Origin of the sequence: Vibrio methylphosphonaticus (genome assembly GCF_023634655.1) — a bacterium.
Classification (GTDB): Bacteria; Pseudomonadota; Gammaproteobacteria; order Enterobacterales; family Vibrionaceae; genus Vibrio; species Vibrio methylphosphonaticus.
In genome coordinates this window covers 181,943-202,026 of record NZ_JAMKMS010000006.1, presented here as the reverse complement: position 1 = coordinate 202,026, position 20,084 = coordinate 181,943, and the positions used below count along the sequence as shown (strand labels likewise).

Annotated in this window: 18 protein-coding genes and 2 tRNA genes; 5 read left to right on the top strand and 15 right to left on the bottom strand. The window is 44.2% G+C overall.

What is annotated here, in order from left to right:
- Positions 1-43: 43 nt before the first annotated feature.
- From M9196_RS09345 to M9196_RS09305, 9 genes are all read right to left on the bottom strand, one after another.
- Positions 44-1,042, bottom strand: a complete 999-nt coding sequence (locus M9196_RS09345; protein ID WP_250617268.1) for a succinylglutamate desuccinylase/aspartoacylase family protein — start codon at positions 1,040-1,042, stop codon at positions 44-46.
- A gap of 147 nt (positions 1,043-1,189) precedes the next feature.
- Positions 1,190-1,486 carry a DUF2149 domain-containing protein gene (locus M9196_RS09340; RefSeq protein WP_250617267.1) on the bottom strand — a complete coding sequence of 99 codons (297 nt, stop codon included), beginning with the start codon at positions 1,484-1,486 and terminating at the stop codon, positions 1,190-1,192.
- Positions 1,483-1,959: a MotA/TolQ/ExbB proton channel family protein gene (locus M9196_RS09335; RefSeq protein ID WP_250617266.1), complete on the bottom strand. Its 477-nt coding sequence runs from the start codon at positions 1,957-1,959 to the stop codon at positions 1,483-1,485. Before M9196_RS09335 ends, M9196_RS09340 begins: the two co-directional genes overlap by 4 nt.
- Positions 1,960-1,963: 4 nt before the next feature.
- The gene (gene cobN, locus M9196_RS09330; protein ID WP_250617265.1) at positions 1,964-5,758 is read right to left on the bottom strand and encodes a cobaltochelatase subunit CobN; all 3,795 of its coding nucleotides are present in this window, start codon (positions 5,756-5,758) and stop codon (positions 1,964-1,966) included.
- Between the two features lie 2 nt (positions 5,759-5,760).
- Complete coding sequence (locus M9196_RS09325; RefSeq protein ID WP_250617264.1) at positions 5,761-7,608, bottom strand: TonB-dependent receptor plug domain-containing protein; 1,848 nt, start codon at positions 7,606-7,608, stop codon at positions 5,761-5,763.
- Between the two features lie 502 nt (positions 7,609-8,110).
- Positions 8,111-8,920, bottom strand: a complete 810-nt coding sequence (locus M9196_RS09320; protein WP_250617263.1) for an alpha/beta fold hydrolase — start codon at positions 8,918-8,920, stop codon at positions 8,111-8,113.
- Positions 8,921-9,146: 226 nt separating this feature from the next.
- Positions 9,147-9,223 (bottom strand) — tRNA-Val (locus M9196_RS09315).
- A 48-nt stretch (positions 9,224-9,271) separates the two neighbouring features.
- Positions 9,272-9,348, bottom strand: a tRNA-Val gene (locus M9196_RS09310).
- Between the two features lie 158 nt (positions 9,349-9,506).
- Positions 9,507-10,175 carry a DUF2726 domain-containing protein gene (locus M9196_RS09305; RefSeq protein WP_250617262.1) on the bottom strand — a complete coding sequence of 223 codons (669 nt, stop codon included), beginning with the start codon at positions 10,173-10,175 and terminating at the stop codon, positions 9,507-9,509.
- A 153-nt stretch (positions 10,176-10,328) separates the two neighbouring features.
- Here M9196_RS09305 and M9196_RS09300 point away from each other — a divergent pair, with 153 nt between their 5' ends.
- A complete protein-coding gene (locus tag M9196_RS09300) occupies positions 10,329-10,883 on the top strand; it encodes a lipocalin family protein (RefSeq protein WP_250617261.1) in 555 nt (184 codons plus the stop codon).
- Here M9196_RS09300 and M9196_RS09295 read toward each other — a convergent pair.
- Positions 10,861-11,631 (bottom strand): MBL fold metallo-hydrolase, encoded by a 771-nt coding sequence (locus M9196_RS09295; protein WP_250617260.1) that lies wholly within the window; start codon positions 11,629-11,631, stop codon positions 10,861-10,863. The genes M9196_RS09300 and M9196_RS09295 overlap by 23 nt on opposite strands.
- A 189-nt stretch (positions 11,632-11,820) precedes the next feature.
- On the opposite strand from M9196_RS09295, the gene M9196_RS09290 reads away from it, so the two are divergent.
- Positions 11,821-12,528, top strand: a complete 708-nt coding sequence (locus M9196_RS09290) for a glycerophosphodiester phosphodiesterase family protein (RefSeq protein ID WP_250617259.1) — start codon at positions 11,821-11,823, stop codon at positions 12,526-12,528.
- Between the two features lie 107 nt (positions 12,529-12,635).
- Here the strand turns inward: M9196_RS09290 and M9196_RS09285 are convergent, their stop codons facing one another.
- Complete coding sequence (locus M9196_RS09285) at positions 12,636-13,556, bottom strand: LysR family transcriptional regulator (protein ID WP_250617258.1); 921 nt, start codon at positions 13,554-13,556, stop codon at positions 12,636-12,638.
- A gap of 95 nt (positions 13,557-13,651) precedes the next feature.
- On the opposite strand from M9196_RS09285, the gene M9196_RS09280 reads away from it, so the two are divergent.
- On the top strand, positions 13,652-14,596 hold the full coding sequence (locus M9196_RS09280) for a DMT family transporter (protein ID WP_250617257.1): 945 nt from the start codon (positions 13,652-13,654) through the stop codon (positions 14,594-14,596).
- 103 nt (positions 14,597-14,699) lie between these two features.
- Complete coding sequence (locus tag M9196_RS09275) at positions 14,700-15,806, top strand: M20/M25/M40 family metallo-hydrolase (protein ID WP_250617256.1); 1,107 nt, start codon at positions 14,700-14,702, stop codon at positions 15,804-15,806.
- Positions 15,807-15,970: 164 nt separating this feature from the next.
- Here M9196_RS09275 and M9196_RS09270 read toward each other — a convergent pair whose 3' ends face one another.
- The 3 genes from M9196_RS09270 to M9196_RS09260 form a co-directional block, all read right to left on the bottom strand.
- Positions 15,971-16,324, bottom strand: coding sequence for a ribosome recycling factor family protein (locus M9196_RS09270; protein WP_250617255.1), 354 nt, complete (start codon positions 16,322-16,324; stop codon positions 15,971-15,973).
- Positions 16,303-16,740 carry a DUF3859 domain-containing protein gene (locus tag M9196_RS09265; RefSeq protein ID WP_250617254.1) on the bottom strand — a complete coding sequence of 146 codons (438 nt, stop codon included), beginning with the start codon at positions 16,738-16,740 and terminating at the stop codon, positions 16,303-16,305. Before M9196_RS09265 ends, M9196_RS09270 begins: the two co-directional genes overlap by 22 nt.
- 63 nt (positions 16,741-16,803) lie before the next feature.
- Positions 16,804-17,175, bottom strand: coding sequence for an ATP-binding protein (locus M9196_RS09260; RefSeq protein WP_250617253.1), 372 nt, complete (start codon positions 17,173-17,175; stop codon positions 16,804-16,806).
- Between the two features lie 191 nt (positions 17,176-17,366).
- On the opposite strand from M9196_RS09260, the gene metA reads away from it, so the two are divergent.
- Positions 17,367-18,308 (top strand): homoserine O-acetyltransferase MetA, encoded by a 942-nt coding sequence (gene metA / locus M9196_RS09255; RefSeq protein ID WP_250617252.1) that lies wholly within the window; start codon positions 17,367-17,369, stop codon positions 18,306-18,308.
- Between the two features lie 96 nt (positions 18,309-18,404).
- Here the strand turns inward: metA and M9196_RS09250 are convergent, their stop codons facing one another.
- Positions 18,405-20,066, bottom strand: coding sequence for an AMP-binding protein (locus M9196_RS09250; RefSeq protein WP_250617251.1), 1,662 nt, complete (start codon positions 20,064-20,066; stop codon positions 18,405-18,407).
- Positions 20,067-20,084: the final 18 nt, after the last annotated feature.

Here is a 20,084-nt window from a genome sequence, read left to right as displayed (position 1 = left end):
ATTACAATTTACGACTGCGTGACGCATTATTTAATCAAACGCACTACTTAATCAAACGCACAACTAACGATCCTGGCGCCCTCACCGACTCAACGTTGTGGCTAATTACCACCCCATCTGAAGGCGCGACATAATGCGCTATCTCATCGCCGAAACTATTATATTGGGTGGCGAGCGGTTGCCCTGTCACGACTTTATCGAGTAACGCTACTTGGCAGACAACAAACCCACCTTGCTTAGCTCGAATGCTGATAATTTCGTCACCTTCCGTACAAGGTAACGTTTGTGACGCCACCTCTCCTGCAATCAATTCATACGAGCGCAAGACGTTCAACACGCCATTGACGGCTCGCTCAACCATCTGCATATCGGTATAACGCCCAATTCCCACCTCAATGGTGATGGAAGGAATACCCGCTCGATTATAAGCGGTTTCAAGAATACCCGGATCACCCGGGTCATTAAGAATGACGTCAGGGTTGAGTAATCTTGCCATACGAATAGCGTCATCTAAGCGATAGTCGGCAAAGACATATAACGGATACGCAGAGCCAGACGTCTGCGAATGTAAGTCAATCGCTAAGTCAGCATTCGGTTTCAGCAAATTCTGCCACAAACTGGCTGCAAAACGGTTCGCTTCATCACCTTCCGAGTTGCCAGGAAACACCCGATTTAAGTTGGAAGACGAACTATCAGGCGCAGCGGAATAAAAGTCACGGCTATGGCGCGCAATACCAGACAAATTCACCGTGGGAACAATAGTCACCACACCAGCATTCAATTTGCCTATTAGCTCTCGCGCCAATTGCTGAGCTGCCAAAATACCGTTTTGCTCATCACCATGAATCCCCGCGGTAATCATAACCCGCTTACCGGCACGCTCGCCTTTAAACACGCGAACCGGAAGCGTTTGGGGATGACCAATCGCATCGGTGGCAACGGCAAACCAGAACTTATGCTCCCCAGGCTCTAAACCATCCACATCCAAAGCTTGAATCGTTGGATACATAGGAACAATACAATCATTGAGGGGCGTAGACATAAGGTCTCCATGGCAAAGCCAATAAGCTATATTGTGACGAGTAAGATATCGAACAACCCATATCCTATGAGTTAATTCGATATCAAACAAGTACCTTTACTTGTCGTGAACTTACTGGCTACGGCTATCTTCCGTCAATCCTGACAGTTACTCCGGTACATATACCAACCGACCATCGTCCAGTTTGTAGGTTTGCCCCGCAATAGTACCGGTTCCTTCTCCCATCTCTTCCGATCTTTCATAACGCGTAAGAGTTTCTCCGTCCTTAATGGTTATCCGCATGTCTTTTTCACCTGGGTTTTCGACTAAGATGCTATTCTCTGGCAATTGCGCTCCTGTCACGTTAAGCATCATAAGAAAAGCCATTACAACGGCGAATAAATCAACCATATTGACGATGGATAAGATAGGATCGTCTGCGTCTTCTGCTTCTAAAAATCTCATTGCTCAGATTTCACCTCAATACGAACCATGTCTTCTAATAACCAGCGGCGACGAACCGTCATCACCGTAAAGGTTATACTTGCGGCAATAAGTGCGAGGATAGAAGCGGAAAAGGCTACGATCATCTCTTCCGCCACTTTTTCTATATTACCTTCCCCCATAGCAACTAGCGCAGGACCAATGGCAATCATGGTAGTGACTAGGCCAAGCATAGGGCCCGAGCGACTGATAAGACGTAAAGGTTCTAGCTCTTTTATCACTCTGAGTTCGAGATGTTCGCCAGAATAGTTTTGGGTACGCTGTGCATAACGCACTAGGCTCGAATTGAACGTACTTGAGCGTCTTTGCAAAAACTCCATAAGAAAACGCCCCAGGCTGTATAGAGAGTACAACACGATGAGAAGTACCAATAACATAATGGGCTGCATAAACAGCGTTGAAAACTGGTAGACAAGGGTTTCTATTTGGTTCATTGGTTTAATCTCTCATTTGTTTGTACTGACTCAACGCACCAAAGGCGACGCAAACCAGTGAAAATAGAATCAGTAGCAGCAACTTCGTATCTTCTGCATTCGGCAGTTCGACGTTATCCACCTCTTTCATAATGTTTCCCGATACCGTTTCAGATTGCTCTGAACTGCTCGCACTACCAGACATTCCAAAGCCGGCTGCGAGTTCATTTAGGTAACGTTGGGTAATCTCATGGGCTTGATGATGTTCAACCATGGGGGCTAGCTCTTGATGGCGTGCAATCAATGAACGAAGTCTCTCTTCTGATGCCTGCCAGTATCCTTTGCGCACCGCTTCCATCATTCTTTCTATAATTTGCATTTGCGCGGCTGGTTGATGCCTCTCAAACCACTCATTCAGGTCGAGTTGGTATTTATCATCAATCAGAACTTCACTTAATCGCTCCCACTGCTCATCTCGAACTGTCTCCGGCGCAGTAACCTGCCAACCGAAAATATTATTAGTGACATCAAGCATATTGATTGCACCCGAGTACCCTTCCGTCTTCATCGCTTTAAGCCAAGTAGGGTTCATATACCGTGCGTTAAGCTCTTCGCCCAAGAATTGGCTCGCAGTAACAGTGCGCCCCTCAGCCTGACGCAAATCGCTTATATACAAAGAGGGAGCTTCACCGGACTCCGTGCGGATCGCACTCGATAGCCCACCAAGATATTCGAAAGGATGATCGGTCGACAATACACCATGAAGACGACTACTACGCGTCATGATCGCAGCGTCAACATCAGCAAGTTGATAGGCAAATAAATTAATATCGCTTTGCTTCTCTCCCCACATACCGCCACCGTAGGCGTATTGCAAACGACTGACAAACTGCTTTCCAAGCGCGTCCTCGTGGTCCCATGTTTGTGACTGAATTGCTTTGTGGTTAACACCCGAGCCATAATCACCAGGTGCATTACTAAAAATACGAACCGAAGCAAAACGCTGTGCATCAAGTTTACTGTAGCCCTTTGCAATCAGCTCATCAGCAACCGACCGACTATTTAAAGCAATAGCATTGTTATCCTCAAGCTGAGCAATCTCTTCAATCGCTGTGGACAGCTTACGCATAAATCCATCGAATTGATCCCTGTAAACAGATGTCGCTTGGATGACGACATCAATACGCTCTCGCTCTAGCGCTTCAGCTGGTATGACTTTTAATTGCTTAAGGTTACCGCCCCTGTCCCAAATAGGTTCTAGCCCAAGCGCTCTTAAAACCTGAGCTTCAAGCATGCCAAAGTGGCGTTGCGTTTCTCCTGCCCAAAGTGAAAATGCAATCTTCTCAGGCCGCTCACCATTTTCATCTTCATGTGCTGCTATTAATTTCTTCAGTTCCTTTTCAGACGCAGCATAAGCAGCAGCGCTTGGAATCTTGGCTGGGTCAAAACCATACAAGTTGGTACCACTTGTGGAATTAGGATTACGAATTGGATCACCACCTGCTCCTGGCGAGACATAACGGCCGTCCAGTGCATTTAATAGGCCATTTAGTTCATCGTTATTCGCAAGTTTTGGGTAACGTAGCTTAACCATATCGGCATAGCCGTTCATCTCATCGCTAGGCTCGAGATCGCCTTGAATGATACCCTCTATCCATTGGGCTGGCACCGTTGAGTCAAGCGTGCTTAAGTCTCCATCAAACTGCTGCCAAAATGCGGAGGCTGAAGGTTCGAAGTTCTCAATGAACTCATCCCCAAGCTGAAGTAAGATCGTGTAAATCACCTCTTGATGAGATTTCTCGATCCCAAAACTGTGGAGACCTAAAGGTATAACATCAGCCGCCAAGCGTTCAAAATGAGATTCAAGTGCACCAGCAGCCTCGTCAAAATGACTGTGAATAACGTCGTTCGTCATCCCCATGTCAGCGGCAATGTCCAATGCTAATATTTGCTCGGTAATTTGTTGCTGTAACTTGTCTTTGACTGCCCCTTCAGGCGCTGTTTGGTAATCACCAAGCAACCCATTCAGAGCAACATAATCGCCATAAAGACCTGCGGGTCCAAATGGCGGCGTTTGGTGGCTAATAATCGTCGCGCGTCCACGTCTTTTCGCTTGCAACGCTTCAGCAATATTGTCTTGAATATAAGGATAAATAACTGGAACCGCACCAAGTGTTATGTATGGAAAATCACTCGCTGAAAGTCCTCGAGCTTTCCCAGGTGTCCACTCTTGAGAACCGTGGGTACCAAGGTGGATAAGCGCATCAAGCTTCTGGCTTTCGTGTTGCTGCTGCAACCAAAGGTAGACCGCAAGATAGAGGTGATCGGGCGGCTCTTTAGTATTGTGGATCGCATGACCAACAGTGCCGGCTCGTGGAGGTTGAGGCAATACCACGAGATTCCCATATCGTTTCACTGGAAAAACGAACGCTTGCTTGCCATCTACCTCTCTTAAAGCGGTGTGTTGTGCAGGATCTCCCCACCAGCGAAGAAGAAACTTCTGCTGAAATATAGGTAGATGTTTGAACCATTCTAAATAGTCATCAAGGCTAACACTGGCCGCATAACCCCGATTGAGCAATTCTAGTGTTGTATCTGGTTGGTAATAGCCTGAAAGTAGCTGCTTAGCATCTTCGATAGACTGTTGCTCATTTAACGTATCCACCTTGTAGCCTTTGGTGTTTAACGCCGACGAAATACTTTGAATGCTTCTAGGAACATTGAGGTTTGATGCCGAGATATTTTCTGCACCAGCGGGCGCATTCCAGTACATAACTGCAATGGATTTATCTTGGTTTAACTTGGTTTGCAGGCGGTACATGGCCGTAATTTTGTCGAACAAAAGTGCCACTTGTGGCTCAATCACCTGCTTCTTACCATCATTACCAGCAGAGATTACCAGTGGATCGGTAAATCCCCATGCTTCGGTAGTGGAAAGCATGACAGAAGCAATACCTGCATCAACCCCAACCTCACTCTGTTGCCAGGACTTGGCATCGCCCGTTCGATAATGGAGCGTTTGAATCACTGGAACATCAAGCTTTGATATTTCCTCAATGCGATCTTTTCCGTTATGAAGATGAGTGAGGTTGACCAACGCTGTTGGCTTAATGTCGTGCCATGGCCAATCTAAACCTTGGCTTCGTCCATCAAACCAATAAAAAACAGGGATCACATTAGATTCGTTTGCTAGCCGAGTCATTCGCTCTAGATAATTAAACTCTTGGTCCGTAAAGACGCTTCGGCTAATCACAAGTCCTACGATGGGTTTATTGGTATCGGTTTCAGATCCAAGGCGCTTGGACAAGTCTGTGACATATTCATGGTCATAGTAAATACCGTTCAAAGGCACTTTTTGAGCCGCAGGAAAAGAAACAATGCTCTCTTTATTTTGCCACGCACGAATCATTTTAAATAAATGCACATAGTTTTCTTTCGTCCCGTTATGCCAATAGTCTGCGGTTTTTTCAACTAATTCGGCAGAAAGGAATTCAGACGCGCTTTGTGATTGATTGCCAAGTATCATCCAAGGCAGATCATTGGGTAACTCGTTTACTAATGGTTGCAACCGCAGTTTGTCTGGAGTGCGTGGCGCATCGGCGATCACGAGCTCAGCATTAGTAAGGATTTCTGAAGACAGCCTCTTTGTTACAATAAGCTCAACTTGATTATCACGGGCGATTTCGGACAACAGCTTTATTTTGCTGTTGGAGACGAAATCAGTATGCAACAACACAATATTGGCGGCCATACTGCTGCCAGTAGCAGCAAAAAAGCACGCTGCAATGAGCAGCCGTGCTAAAACGTATCGAGTAATCATAATTAGAAGCGATACTCCGCTTTAAAATAGATTTCTCTGGGTTGAATCGCATAAGTAAATAGCTCTGAGCGATCTTGCAAATAAGTATCGAAAAGGTTGTTGACTCCAATCGAACCTAAAAAGTCACCTTGGCTATATTTTGCAACGAGATTGTAGACTTGATAATCAGGTAAAGTGCTCGATTCATACGTTTGCTTACCTACGTGTCTAACCGAGACTTGGGTTGTGAGCGCTTCAAGAGCTTGCCAGTTCAACGCTGCATAAGCTTGTGACTCGGGCTTATTCTCAATTTCCTCACCAGTCTGACCATCTTTTGCATCGAGCAACGTCATGTTAACGTCGATATAAACGGAGCGAGTAATATCAAGGTGCCCTTGCCATTCCAACCCTTTAATATCCGCTTCCTCGACATTCATATATTGGTAAATGGTTTTGCCTGGCATTGGGCGACCTTGGCAACCTTCAACACACTGCGTAACAATTAAGTTTTCAATGTTGTTTTGGAACAACGTTAAACCCGTCGACCAGCGACTGGCGTTGTATTCCGCAGAAACCTCATAACTTTTATTCTTTTCAGGCTTAAGATCCTCATTACCAATAATGTCAAAGGGGCGGCCGGAACCCATACTCAGATATTTTGGAGATAACTGCTTAATTGTTGGTGCTTTATAACCTTCCCCGTAACCGCCTTTTAGCGTCCAACCATCAGTTGGGGTATACACGACATACGCTCGTGGTGAAAAATTTGAACCAAATTCTGAATGTTCATCTAATCGAGCTCCTGCAAGAAACGAAACCGACTCGGTGATTTCAAAGTCGCCCTGAGCGAATAAGGCCCCCTGACTCATCGACCCTTCTCCGGAGGTTAAATCCGCACTCTTAAGGTTTTGATGACGCCATTGACCACCGAGCGTTAACTGATGAGGTCCCCAGTTAAATTGACCTTGACCATCAATAATATTCTCATCCACTTTGTTGGAAGTATTCGCATCTCCAACGGTTTTATTATTAGTTTGTTCAACACTTGAACCATAGACTCGGAACTGAGTATCGAAGTGATTCCAATATCCAGAATGAGTAATGGAATAGTCGAGCGTATCGTAATCTGTTGTGCTGCGAGTCTCTTCACCTGCACCGTTGCCACTCGTGATGAGATAGTCATACCATGTCTGCTGCTGCGCTACGCGAAGCATGAAATCCAACTCTTGCTGTTCTGTAATAATACTCTTGATTTGCGCATCAATGTATTTGTTGCGATTCCCCGATATGTCCGTTTCATTAGGATCGTAACGATTCTCTACTAAACCACGATAATAGCTGCCCGCAGCGAGCTTCATAAACAACTTATCTTGAACTAGCGCACCCGAAGTCTGCAGTTCGCCATTAAATCTATTTCCGCCATCAGAGACCCCGCTACCACCATGCATAGTGACAAGAGATTGCCACTCATTCGTTATTGGCTTGGTAATGACATTAACGACTCCCCCTAAAGCATCCGAGCCATACAATGCCGACATCGGACCTTTAATGACCTCTATACGTTCAATATTTGATACCGGAATATTTTGCAACTCAACGTTAGCGTGCCCCATCAAATCAGATGCTCGACTGGTACGGCGACCGTCTATGAGAATGAGCGTTTGAGACGTATCCATACCTCTAATTTCAATACCTTTTCGGCCTTGACCGATGTCCGCAATATTCACGCCAACTGTATTGATCAGTGCATCTGAAAGATTGTTATATGGCATCATTTCCAACTGTTCGGCGGTAATAACCGAAACACTGGCTGGAGCGTCTGACAATTTTTTTTCATATGAAGTTGCGGTGACAACGTGAGTTTCATCCACTGATTTCTCGTTCGCAACTGATTGATTTGAAATGATACTGGCGATACTAATAGCCAGATAAGATAGTTTTGAAAAGTACTGCATTTTCCCTAATTCAACGTTGTTATTGAAAACAAAGTGTAATGTTATAACATAACATAGACCTTAAACAAGAAAGTTAGTTATCATTCATCCTCACAACCGATATCTAGAATGTCTTAGAACGCACCGACTGTAATATTTGGCATTGAATTAACAATCTCGATACTCCACCCATTACCATAACAATGAAGCCATACTTGGCATGCCTTTAGGGTATAGAAGATCGAAATTAGGGATCGGAGTAATAATTTTCACCGCAGATGGCAGTACATGAAATGAGTTGGTATTAGTCAGTATGTCGCAAAAAAGAAAGACGACTTAACGGAAGTTAAACAGCCGCGCTTGCTAAAATTCTGGAGGTCAAAAAAATATAACTCATTGATTTTGCCTTACACAAGCCAAATCAATGAGCATTTTCGTATCAGTTGTGCTGTGTCGCCCTTTTAGGAAACATCACCTCTGCACACTCCGTGGCATGAGTGACAACTAGGCTATGGCGCGCGCCGGGGACTTCACAGTATCGGGCATTGGGTAGTAAGGCGTTTAGGTGAGCAGCAATAGCGTGAGCGGCATTATTTGACAGACCTCCAACAAGAATATCCGTCGGCACCGTCATCGACGCTAAATTGTATGCTGCAGCGGGAACCGTGGTGCAAATGTCCCAATGGCGGAGATTATTACTTACCAATGTTGCCATCTTTTGTTTTACTTCGCTTGGAAACTGCGAAAATTCGCTATTTGCACTCCAAAAATCGATCACTTTGCCGCATGCATCAGATTGTTTTTTCTCAACAGACAATCGATAATCTTTTAAAAATTCTTCGATCACGGTGAGCATCACCTGATCATTTTCTAATTCAAGCACCCACGTAGCAACAGGTTCAAGTAAACTCAACTGAGACAGTTTCACCGGCCCCTTTAGTGCCAACGCCAACGCCACAACACCACCATAGGAGTGGCCAATAAGGTGAATCGGCTCATCACACTCTTTCTCAATAATGGCTTCAATAATGCTCAGTTCAGTTTCAACCATTGCTTGACCAAAATCTGTGGGGTCTGGCGTACCGCAGTGGCCAGGTAACTTGATTAATATACAACGATAGCCAGAAGGGATAGTCGTCAGCATTCGCTTCCAAGTTGATGTTGTCGCATAAGAGCCATGAATCATTACGATGGGACGTCCAACGCCATACGTCTCATAATACTGTTCCAAGTTGTGTTCTCTTTTCATGCCGTGGGTCCCTAATTCGTCAAACTGCGATAAGCAAACAACGCTAATCTAATTTTCCCCATCCGTATACTCCCCCAATTCGGGTATCTAACGCAATTGAATGACTAAGGAAAAGAACTTACCCCGCACGATGGTCCGTTTTTGATGTATCGAAGATATGGTGAGGTGTCAGTGATATTGCAGATACAAAAAAGCCCACATAAAGTGGGCTTTTTTGTATTAAATTTGGTGCCCGCTACTGGACTCGAACCAGTGACACCTTGCATGTCATGCAAGTACTCTAACCAACTGAGCTAAGCGGGCATATTTTATATTCTATTAACAGCTAACCTCAAAGGTAAACTTAGGAAGTGGTGCCCGCTACTGGACTCGAACCAGTGACACCTTGCATGTCATGCAAGTACTCTAACCAACTGAGCTAAGCGGGCGTTATTCCTTAGAACGAGGAAGATATTAACGAGAGACATTAGGCGGTGCAAGCACATTTTTGTATTTTTGATGTTGTTTGGCGCTTATATCACCAGTTCGCTCTGTTTTTGTGCTTTTGTCCCTGAAATTTCAACTATTTCCGTTTTCTTTATAGTACCTACTGGCGTTCCGAGTCATCTTCAAACACAACGTTGTAGTTTTCTGTGTATTGGCACAATGGTTGGCGACTACAGGTAAAGAATCGACGTCCTTTGAAATTACCTTGCGTTGCGGTTTTGATATTCATTGGGCTACCACAACGCTTGCAGAATCGAACTTCTTTCTCTGGCTCGATAAGATCGATGTGGGCGCCAATAAGACGGCGTAGTTTACTTACTTGGTAGCTCATCTTAACACTGGCACCAATCAACGGTAGCTCCGCAGATTTACAGACTTGCATAATCAGTCTTTGACGTTCTATTTTCCCTTGATGCAACTTTTGACCATCATCATATTCAATCACCACCCTAGGTTGCAGTGTTCGTGGGTCACAAATTACAAAGTCGAAATAGCTTTTCGCTATCACGTTGTTGGCAATGTACCACTGCTTTTTGTTGGTAGTTTGGGTCGGAGTAACCACATTGGACAAGTTAACCTTAGTGAATATCAATCCATGCTCACCAACGGCTTCTCTTAATGCATTATAAAAAGCGGTTTGAGGCGCCGATAATATGGGCCCCTTTGCCTTATATCGATAAGTTTTGGTGTCTTCTTGTTTAACGAAAAATTTAAGCGCGACAAAGAACAAACCGACCAGCATTGCAAGAACGAGAAATATTTCAAACATGAATTGTGATTACCTTTGGAGCCAGATCTGACGTTGAGACCGTCAAAGAGAGTATGCGTATTAAGAGGTTTATGCAATATTTGTTGAGTATTCTGATCGATATTACACTTAAACGTTTATAATAAAAGAAGTATTCATAAATAAGGAACGTAGATGAATCTTAATTTTCGTAAGCTAATCGTACTTGGATCGATTGCTCTATTAGCCGCCTGTACAGGCATGCCTAGCAACGTACAGCCTGTCAGCCAATTTGAACTTAATCGTTATCTTGGGCAGTGGTATGAAGTTGCTCGTCTGGACCACAGCTTTGAACGTGGTCTAGACAATGTGTCAGCATTCTATTCCATCAATGAAGATGGTTCAGTAAAAGTGGTCAATCGTGGTTGGGACAGTGAGGAAAACGAATGGTCTGAAGCGGAAGGAAAAGCTAAGTTTATCGATACACCTGATATCGGCCATCTAAAGGTCTCTTTTTTTGGTCCTTTTTACGGAAGTTATGTGGTTTACTATCTTGAGGATGACTACTCGGTCGCACTAGTGAGTGGCTACAATTTGGATTATTTCTGGCTTCTATCCCGCAGTCCAACTCTCCCTCAAGAAGCGTTAGATAACTATATCCAGATAGCCGATAAAGCTGGGTTCGATACCAACTCACTTATTTTTCCAAACCAAGATAAAGCCCAGGTCAAGACCAAGAAAAACGATTAGATAGCCCATTAAATAATTTTTTGGCTTTTATTTTCACTACTCGCCAGTGAGTCACTGGCGTTCTTGGCGCCGTATCCAGCAAATGCTCCATTGCCTTTTCGTCAAAAATTACGGCGCTACGATGCGCTAATAGCACTTGTTTTGCATTCAGTTGATACACTTTTTTGATCGACGCCCTGTACTGATTAGGGTGAAACACTGGAAATGGCGCCACCAAATTTTGCTTAACTTGCACCATAAGATCCGCCACATATATCACCGCCTGTCCCGCATGGTAGATAGAGATATCCCGATCTGTGTGACCAGGAGTAGCAATGACCTGCCAATCAGAAAAGTTAGGGAGACGATCACCGTCCACAACACTATATTGTGGGGAAAGAGATTTCTTATACCATAAATTCTTTCGAGGCTTTCCCATACGACTCGCCATCCACCACGCTAACGAAAGATCAGCAAGGTGCATAAAAAAACCGTCAACGCCTCGATACCATTGATGTGATTGTTTTGAAGAGACAATATCACAGCCGCAAAGCGCTCGAAGACGATGTGCAGCGCCGGCATGATCAGGATGCATGTGAGTGACCACCACCACTTTTAGATCGTTCAATGGACGAGTCAACTCTTGAGTAATAAACTGACATATTGTGCTAACGTCTGCTCGGCTTGCGCCATCGAGTAGTAACAATTTATCTGGATATTCAACTAAATATATCTGCTGTATATACCCTTTTATATTGTGTATTTTCATTATATCTTCAACTGGTCTAATCTCTTTCGGTAAGATATCCTTTTATTTACAACTCCGCAACATAATCCCTTTATTTGACATGTTTCCCTTCGTTTTAAATCGGATTTTTCAATTGTCGTTCATCCAGTTAAGCCATAGAATGACCAAATTGACTGACGCAGCTCAATCGCACAAGAATAGGATTAACATATGAGCTTAATTGTCGCTGGACACCGTGGCGTTGCGGGAACCCATCCGGAAAATACCTTAATTAGTATCAAGGAAGCCAAAAGACTTGGTTTTAATTGGGTCGAAGTGGATGTGCAGCCCAGTCAGGATAACATTCTGGTGATCTGCCATGATCATACGGTTGATCGCTGCAGCAATGGACGCGGTCGCGTCGATCAATTATCGCTTGCGCAGCTACAGCAACTCGATTTTGGTGCATGGAAAGGTGAACAGTATCGCGCTGAACCCATTTTGACGTTAGAGACCTTGTTACAGTATTGTGAAGAAAACCAACTTTACATCAATCTGGAAATCAAGATAGACACCCATGATGCTCAACACGTTGTGTTATTACTCGAACAAGCACTTGCCACTAGTACCATTAACCGTGAACAGCTACTCATTTCAAGCTTTAGCGCCAGCGTTATGCGTGCACTCTACTCCGCTAACCTGGGCATCAAGCTTGGCGTATTAGGAAACAGGCTCAATAAAAAGCTACTTCAATTGATCGACGATGTGGAAGCATTTAGTTGCCACTTAAACTACCGCTGGCTAAACCAAAGGCATGTTAATGCTTTAAGAGACAAACATGTCTCTATTTGGTGCTACACCGTCAACAATCCCAAGTCATTCAAGCTACGCAATTGCGTTGATGGTATTTTTAGTGATTTCCCACAACGCTTTACCTAATTAAAGATTTGATATCATAAGCTTAAACAGCCTACTTCAGAAACAATGGCGCGCTTTCATCACGATATGCGCTCCATCAAACTATCTACAGGATAGGCGATGACTGGCTACGTCGACTGCTCCGCCATCGCATCAACAATATAGTCGATAAAAGCTCGTCTACGTGCTGGCATATATTTGGATTGTGGAAACTGCATCACCACCAATCCCTGATATCTTGAGTTTATTTCCCAATCAGGAAGCACCGGAAGCACGTCTCCTTTTAGTAAGGCATCCCGTGCAACAAACTCTGGGAACACCCCTATCCCAAAGTCCTGCTTTACCGCGTTAAGTCTCATCTCTGAATGATTCACACTGAACGGACCATCTACCTGCACTTTCACAACATCGTCGCCGCGAGTAAAAATCCACTGATTATCATTCGGCGATTCATTTAAAAATAAGCATTGATGTTGTAATAATTGATTGGGTTCAAACGGTATACCATTTAACTGCAAATACGTTTTGCTTGCACATAGCACGGTTTTAATACTGCCCAAATTTTTGGCAACAAGATTTTCACGTGGTAAATGCGTCAGTTCAAAAACAATATCTAAATTATGACCGAACGGATCGACAAATTCATCGCTGACAAACAGCCTTAATTTGACCTTGGGGTACCGCCTCAAAAAGGACAGCAATAGTGGCTCTAAAATATGACGACTAAAGGCTTTTGGGGCAGCGACTCTCAACTCACCCGTTACCTCGTGGTCACCTTGACTGGTGATCACTGAGATATCAGTGGCGGCCTCCATGATCTTCTTGCCAAATTCATAAACCGCCTTACCTGCGTCTGTAGTGACCTGCTTACGTGTCGTTCTTTCGAGCAAATCGGTCGCTAGCGCTGACTCTAGCCGACTGACCTGACGACTCACTCCAGATGGCGTCACACCGAGACGCTGAGAAGCTGCTGTAAAACTTCCTGATTCAACCACCACGACAAACGCGGCAATGTCGGGTAAGAGGCCCATCAATTTATTTGTGTCCACCGGTCATCACTCCTTTGATTACTGGAGATATTATTACTTTGTAATTCATAAGTTAGCATAAGCAGGAAGATATTTAACAAGGGAATGTTGTACAAATGCCAATCAACCGACATTATGCAAGTTATTTACCATCAAATACTGCCATATTAGGGCTACTGCTTGTTTCTGTTATGTGGGGAACCAGCTACGGGGTATCAAAAAAGTTACTGGATCTCATGTCACTTGAACAACTACTATTTGCGCGTTTTGCTATTAGCAGCCTAGTGCTTGGAGTGATTCTGATTAGAAAAAATGCGGTGGCTGACTTCTTAGCCTTACCTCGTCGCTATCTGGCGGTCGGTACAACAACCGGTGTTATTCTTACGGGTATTTTCATCACCGAAACTTGGGCCGTGATGTTAACTCAAGCGAGTGAAGTCGCGGTACTTATTAGCCTTTGCGTACTCTTTACCCCATTTGTCGAGCGTATTTGGCTCAAAGCCACCCTGCCGGTATCAATCTATTTGTATTGTTTTATAGGTGTAGTAGGCATCGCCTTAGCATCAAACACAGATTGGAATGCCATCATCCTCAACGACAGTGTCATGCTGATACTGACTGCAGCGATCCTACGCTCTATTATGGTGGTGGTCTGTCGCAAAGCATTGAGCGATGAGGCTCTGAGTTTGGAATTGGTCACTTTTATTCAGCTCAGCGTCGTTACCCTGTCAATGTTTGGGCTCATTATTGTTCAATCTGATGCGAGCCAAACGATGCAGATGCTCGCTTTATTTGGGGTAGAACAAGTCCTTTATCTTTTATACCTTGCACTAGCCTGTACGTTGTTGGCATTTTTTATACAGAATTACTCCGTGAGATTTCTCAGTGCAAGCCATGCGTCATTACTCATGGCTACCGAGCCATTATTCGGATTACTCTTTTCGGTGTTTTTCCTAAATGAAGTTCTATCGTTATTGCAATGGGGAGGCAGCACATTGATCGTTTCTACTACAATGGCAGCTTGTTACCAATTTTCGAAACAAAAAACTTCTCAAAACTAGGCACAAAATCTGAAATGCGGCGTTTTTTTTGATTTATCTCAGGTCTAGCACGTAAACATAGGGTGTAAAGTAATCCTCCCTGTTCTAAACCTGAAAGAATCCTATGACCCATGTAAATACGGACCGTTTGGTCAACCATTTCTTTGAACTAGTAAAAATCGACAGTGAATCTGGCAACGAAAAAGCCATCGCAGAAGCGGTATCAGAGCAACTAGGTGAGCTTGGCTTTACCGTTAGCAAGCTGCCCGTCCCAGAAAAGTACACCAATGGCTTTAATGTGTACGGTCGACTTGAAGGCACTCTTGAAGGCAGCATTGTTTTTAGCGCCCATATGGATACCGTGTCTCCAGGTATTGGCATTGAGCCAATTATCGAAGACGGCATTATTCGCTCGAAAGGTAACACGATTCTTGGTGGCGACGACAAATCTGGTATTGCAGCAGTCATGGAAGCGGTACGATGCCTTAAAGAGCAAAACCTTGAACATAAAACTATTGAAGTGGCTTTCACTGTTCACGAAGAAGGCGGCTTGTTCGGCTCTGAATACTTTGATATGTCATTCATCCAGTCAGACAAAGCGATCGTTCTTGATACCGGTGGCGCCATTGGTAGCATTGTAACTGGTGCTCCGGGTCAACAAAAAATCATCGCAAAAATCACTGGTCGTCCCGCTCACGCAGGTCTCGCTCCAGAAGAAGGCATTAGCGCGGCAAGCGTTGCTGCTGACGCTATCATGAACATGAAACTACTGCGCATTGATGAAGAAACCACGGCAAACATCGGTATGATCAATGGCGGTCAAGCAACAAACATCGTCATGCCTGAGCTAACGGTCATCGCCGAAGCTCGCTCTTTGAACGGTGACAAACTTGCTGCACAAGTTGAACACATGGTTGAAACTTTCGAAGCTTCAGCTCAAAAGTTTGGCGCAACCGTTGAGATTGAATCGACACGAGCTTATAACGCATTCGTTATCGCCGAAGATGACGCACACGTTCAGCAAGTCAAAGCGGCGTTTGCAAAAAATGGTATTGAGGCGGCAACCAAACACACTGGCGGCGGTAGTGACGCAAATAACTTCAATAAGAAAGGCTTAACCACTGTGAACCTTTCAACAGGTATGGCGAAAGTGCACACCACTGAAGAATACATTGCGATTGACGATATGGTAAAAATTACCGATTTTGTGATTACTTACGTTTCAGAGTAATCATCAAAAGGTCAGGGATTTACTACGACCATAGCATGACTTGGGTAGTAAAAAGCCTGTGTCGCTAATACATGAATGCCAGTATCACCGTTTCTATTCGAAATTGTGAAACTGGCATTTTCATTTGAAACAATAGAAATCTTTTAACTATAAACCTTCATTGACTATAAACCTTCATGGTCATCGATAGCTTTTCGCGCTTCCTTCAAGGTACAACCCGATTCATGCATCAGTTCAGCGACCGTGACATCCGGATTTTTCTCCAATACCTGCTGAATGGGAGATTTATACTCCGCCAACACTTTATCCACAGCGACAGCAATCCAACCTACATCCGATTCAAGAGCAAATCGAGTCAGTGATTGAGGCTGACCAATTAACGTCCAGTTTCGAGATCGTCGGATACGCTTCAACTGGCACTTCAGACTACCCGCGAGTTCAATTAAACGTTGCTTATCATCGACTCTATGTACAAAACTGTTCAGTCGGATGGTCACTAGAAGCCGCGATTTTTCCAAAACTGCCCCTCGTCTCTTGCCATCACTCTGAATTTTTTCTCCGCTACCACTTTTCCTTGTAACGACATTTCCATCTTCCATTCACCCAAATTGCTCTCTAGTCCTTCGCTTGGATGAAGCAACTGAATCGTATCGCCTAAATAAAAATCCCAATCGTTGCTATTGATATGCTCTTCCCCGTCAAAAGGTTCTAATACCTGCCCTTTTTTACCAATGATTCCGGGGTGAAAAATACAAAACTGGATTCGTTCACCTTTCGCCTTTTTAATATTGACAGTGAAACCAAATTCCACATGTTCATCGGCGGTAACGTTGGTCGTAAACTCTTGAATTTTAGGTAGCGTTTTCGAACTAGAGTCCCATGTAGAGTAAATACCATATGAAGTCATTTCAACAATTGGTGAACGTTTTGCCATCTGTTTTTCCTATTCAATCCTATTGTAAAGCTATAATGCCGCTAGCATAATGAAACGCGGGTATCAATCTTGCCAACGTCGCCGCATCTTATCAATCACCCTTTGCTCCACGCCATGAATATTGGCATAGCGTCCACGGCAAACCCGAATTTCTATTTCTGCGCCATATCGTTTTGCCATCTGTTGATAGGCTTTCATTTCCCAACGGCGGACAAACGTATTAGCGACAACGACGTCATTACCGCGTGATAATTGTTCTTCCACCTGAGACTGGCACCAACGATGTGCGTCTTCAATTCGGGCTACATCATATTGGTACAACCCATTATCATTCAAAAAGAACATATCCGCCTCGACATGATAAGCAGGTAAGGTTTGCGCTAAGGTAGATTTACCCGACCCCGGTAGACCCCGAATTAATATCAATTTCGTCACAATAATCCAATGATGACACGCTGAGGTTATTTTCAAGCATTATACAGAATTACTTTCCTCATCAGGGGGGAAATCTCTCGTAAGTCAATACAGTCCACGTTTGACAACAATTAACGGTCGACAAGGCACCGCGTTTCGGTTAACTTTAGATGTATAGACGTCCAGAAGACCATTAGCTTAGGGAGAAAGCTGTGCCAATTAAGATTCCTGATCAACTGCCCGCATCCGATGTACTGCGTGAAGAAAACATCTTTGTAATGCCGGAAACTCGTGCATCGTCTCAGGAGATCCGCCCGCTTAAAGTGCTCATTCTCAATCTCATGCCTAAAAAAATTGAAACGGAAACGCAATTTTTAAGGCTACTCTCAAATAGTCCTCTTCAAGTGGATATTGAGTTACTGCGCATTGACGATCGTCCAAGTAAAAACACGCCGACAGAACACCTAGACAATTTTTATCGCCAATTTGAGATGGTTAAAAATCGTAATTTCGATGGTTTAATCATTACCGGCGCACCGCTTGGCTTGGTGCAATTTGAAGATGTCATGTACTGGGATCACCTACAAACCATTATGAATTGGGCGAACAAGCATGTGACTTCAACGCTCTATGTATGTTGGGCTGCCCAAGCAGGACTAAAACTGCTTTATAACTTGCCAAAACGTACACGTAAAGAAAAGCTGTCTGGTGTCTATCACCATTCAATCCACCACCCTTATCACCCTGTACTGCGTGGCTTTGATGACTCATTTCTTGCACCACACTCACGATATGCCGATTTTTCTGTCGAGTATTTAGAGCAGCATACCGACTTAGATATTCTTGCCAGCTCTGATGTGGCAGGTGTGTACCTAGCATCGACCAAAGATAAACGAAACGTATTTGTTACCGGGCATCCAGAATACGATGCACTAACGCTTCATAATGAGTATGTACGTGACCTTGGAGAGGGAATGGAACCTGCTATTCCGGTTAACTATTACCCCAACAACAACCCAGATAACAAACCTTGCGCCAGCTGGCGTAGTCATGGGCACCTTTTGTTCGCAAACTGGTTAAACTACTGTGTTTATCAGCAAACACCGTACGATTTGGATCACTTCAGCGCGGACAATTTTACGGTGACGGACTAGCGTTAAACTGTTAATAGCCAGCCAAAACACGATATAAAAAATCCCTAAAGATGCGCATCTTTAGGGATTGTTAACTCTACCTACGAAATGACTGGCTTATCGCAGTTCTCGTCTTAAAATTTTACCAACATTCGTTTTTGGCAACGAATCTCGATATTCAATCACTTTAGGGATCTTGTAACCCGTTAAGTGCTGGCGGCAGTGTTTCTTAATCTCTTCAACCGTCACTTGTCCGTTAGTCACCACCACTAACTTGACCCTTTCGCCGGCCACATCATCCGGTACACCAATAGCAGCTGCTTCGACAATTTTAGCGTGTAACGTGGCCACTTCTTCAATTTCTGTTGGGAAAACATTAAAACCAGACACGAGAATCATGTCTTTTTTCCGGTCTTCAATAAAGAATACCCCCTGCTCATCCATTCTTCCGATGTCGCCAGAGTACAACCAACCATCATCCGTTAGCACTGCACGAGTTTCAGCTTCCTGCTTCCAGTACCCTTTCATTACTTGATCGCCACGGATCTGAATTTCACCGATCTCATTAACCCCGAGTTCATTACCTTGCTCATCGACAATACGTAATTCTGTACTCGGTAATGGGACACCAACAGCAGGGACGAAACACTGTTGGGTATGAATGCCACCCGCGACTACAGGCGAGCACTCCGTTAAACCATACCCTTCGATGATTGGCATGCCTGTTATTTTTTGCCACTCGTCCGCAACATGCTTTTGCGTCGCCATCCCTCCCGCTATCGTGAATTCAGCATGAGAGAAGTCCAACTGTTTAAATTTGGCGTGGTTATTGAGCGCAGCAAACAGCGTGTTCAAACCAAACACCATCGTAAATGGGTATTTGCTCAGATCATTTACAAAAGAGTCCAGGTCTCTTGGATTGGTGATCAATAGGTTTGTACCTCCCATATACATCATCAACATCATACTGACCGAGTTAGCAAAGATGTGATAAAGCGGTAAAGGCGTGACAGCATGCTCTTGGTCTTGAGCGGTACGCGGACCAAAATGACCAAACACTTGTAAGACATTCGCGATGATATTTCGGTGTGTTAGCATCGCCCCTTTAGCCAAACCCGTTGTGCCACCGGTATACTGTAAATACGCTAAATCATCACTTGTTATCTTAGGTGGATTAAAGTCCAGCTTCTTGCCTTCCGTTAATACACGGCGTAAAGAAATTGCGCTTGGCAAATGGTACTTAGGCACCATTTTTTTCACGTATTTGACCACAAAGTTCACTAACGTGCGTTTATGAGGCGCCAGAGCATCACCAATACTGGTTAAGATGACGTGCTTTATGCTGGTTTTTGCGACGACTTTTTGCAAGTTCTCGCCAAAATTGGTGACAGCAACAATGATGGTTGCGCCGGAATCTCTAAGCTGATGTTCCAGCTCTCTCGGCGTATAGAGTGGGTTAACGTTAACAACCACTAAACCTGCTTTTAAAGCGCCCAAAATGGTAATCGGGTACTGCAATAAGTTAGGCATCATTAAAGCAATTCTATCGCCTTTCTTTGCACCCAACGACGATTGCAAGTACGCTGCAAATGCGTCACTTTTTTCATTTAACTCTCTGTAAGTGAGAGAGTGTCCCATATTGATAAAGGCCGTCTTATCGGCAAATTCTGTAAATGAGCGCTCAAATAGCGCGTTGATGTTTTGAAAATGATCTATGTTGACCTTCTCAGGCACATCATTTGGGTAGGTGTTTAACCATGGTTTTTTTTCAAAAGTCATTTCTGTGCTACCGCTTAA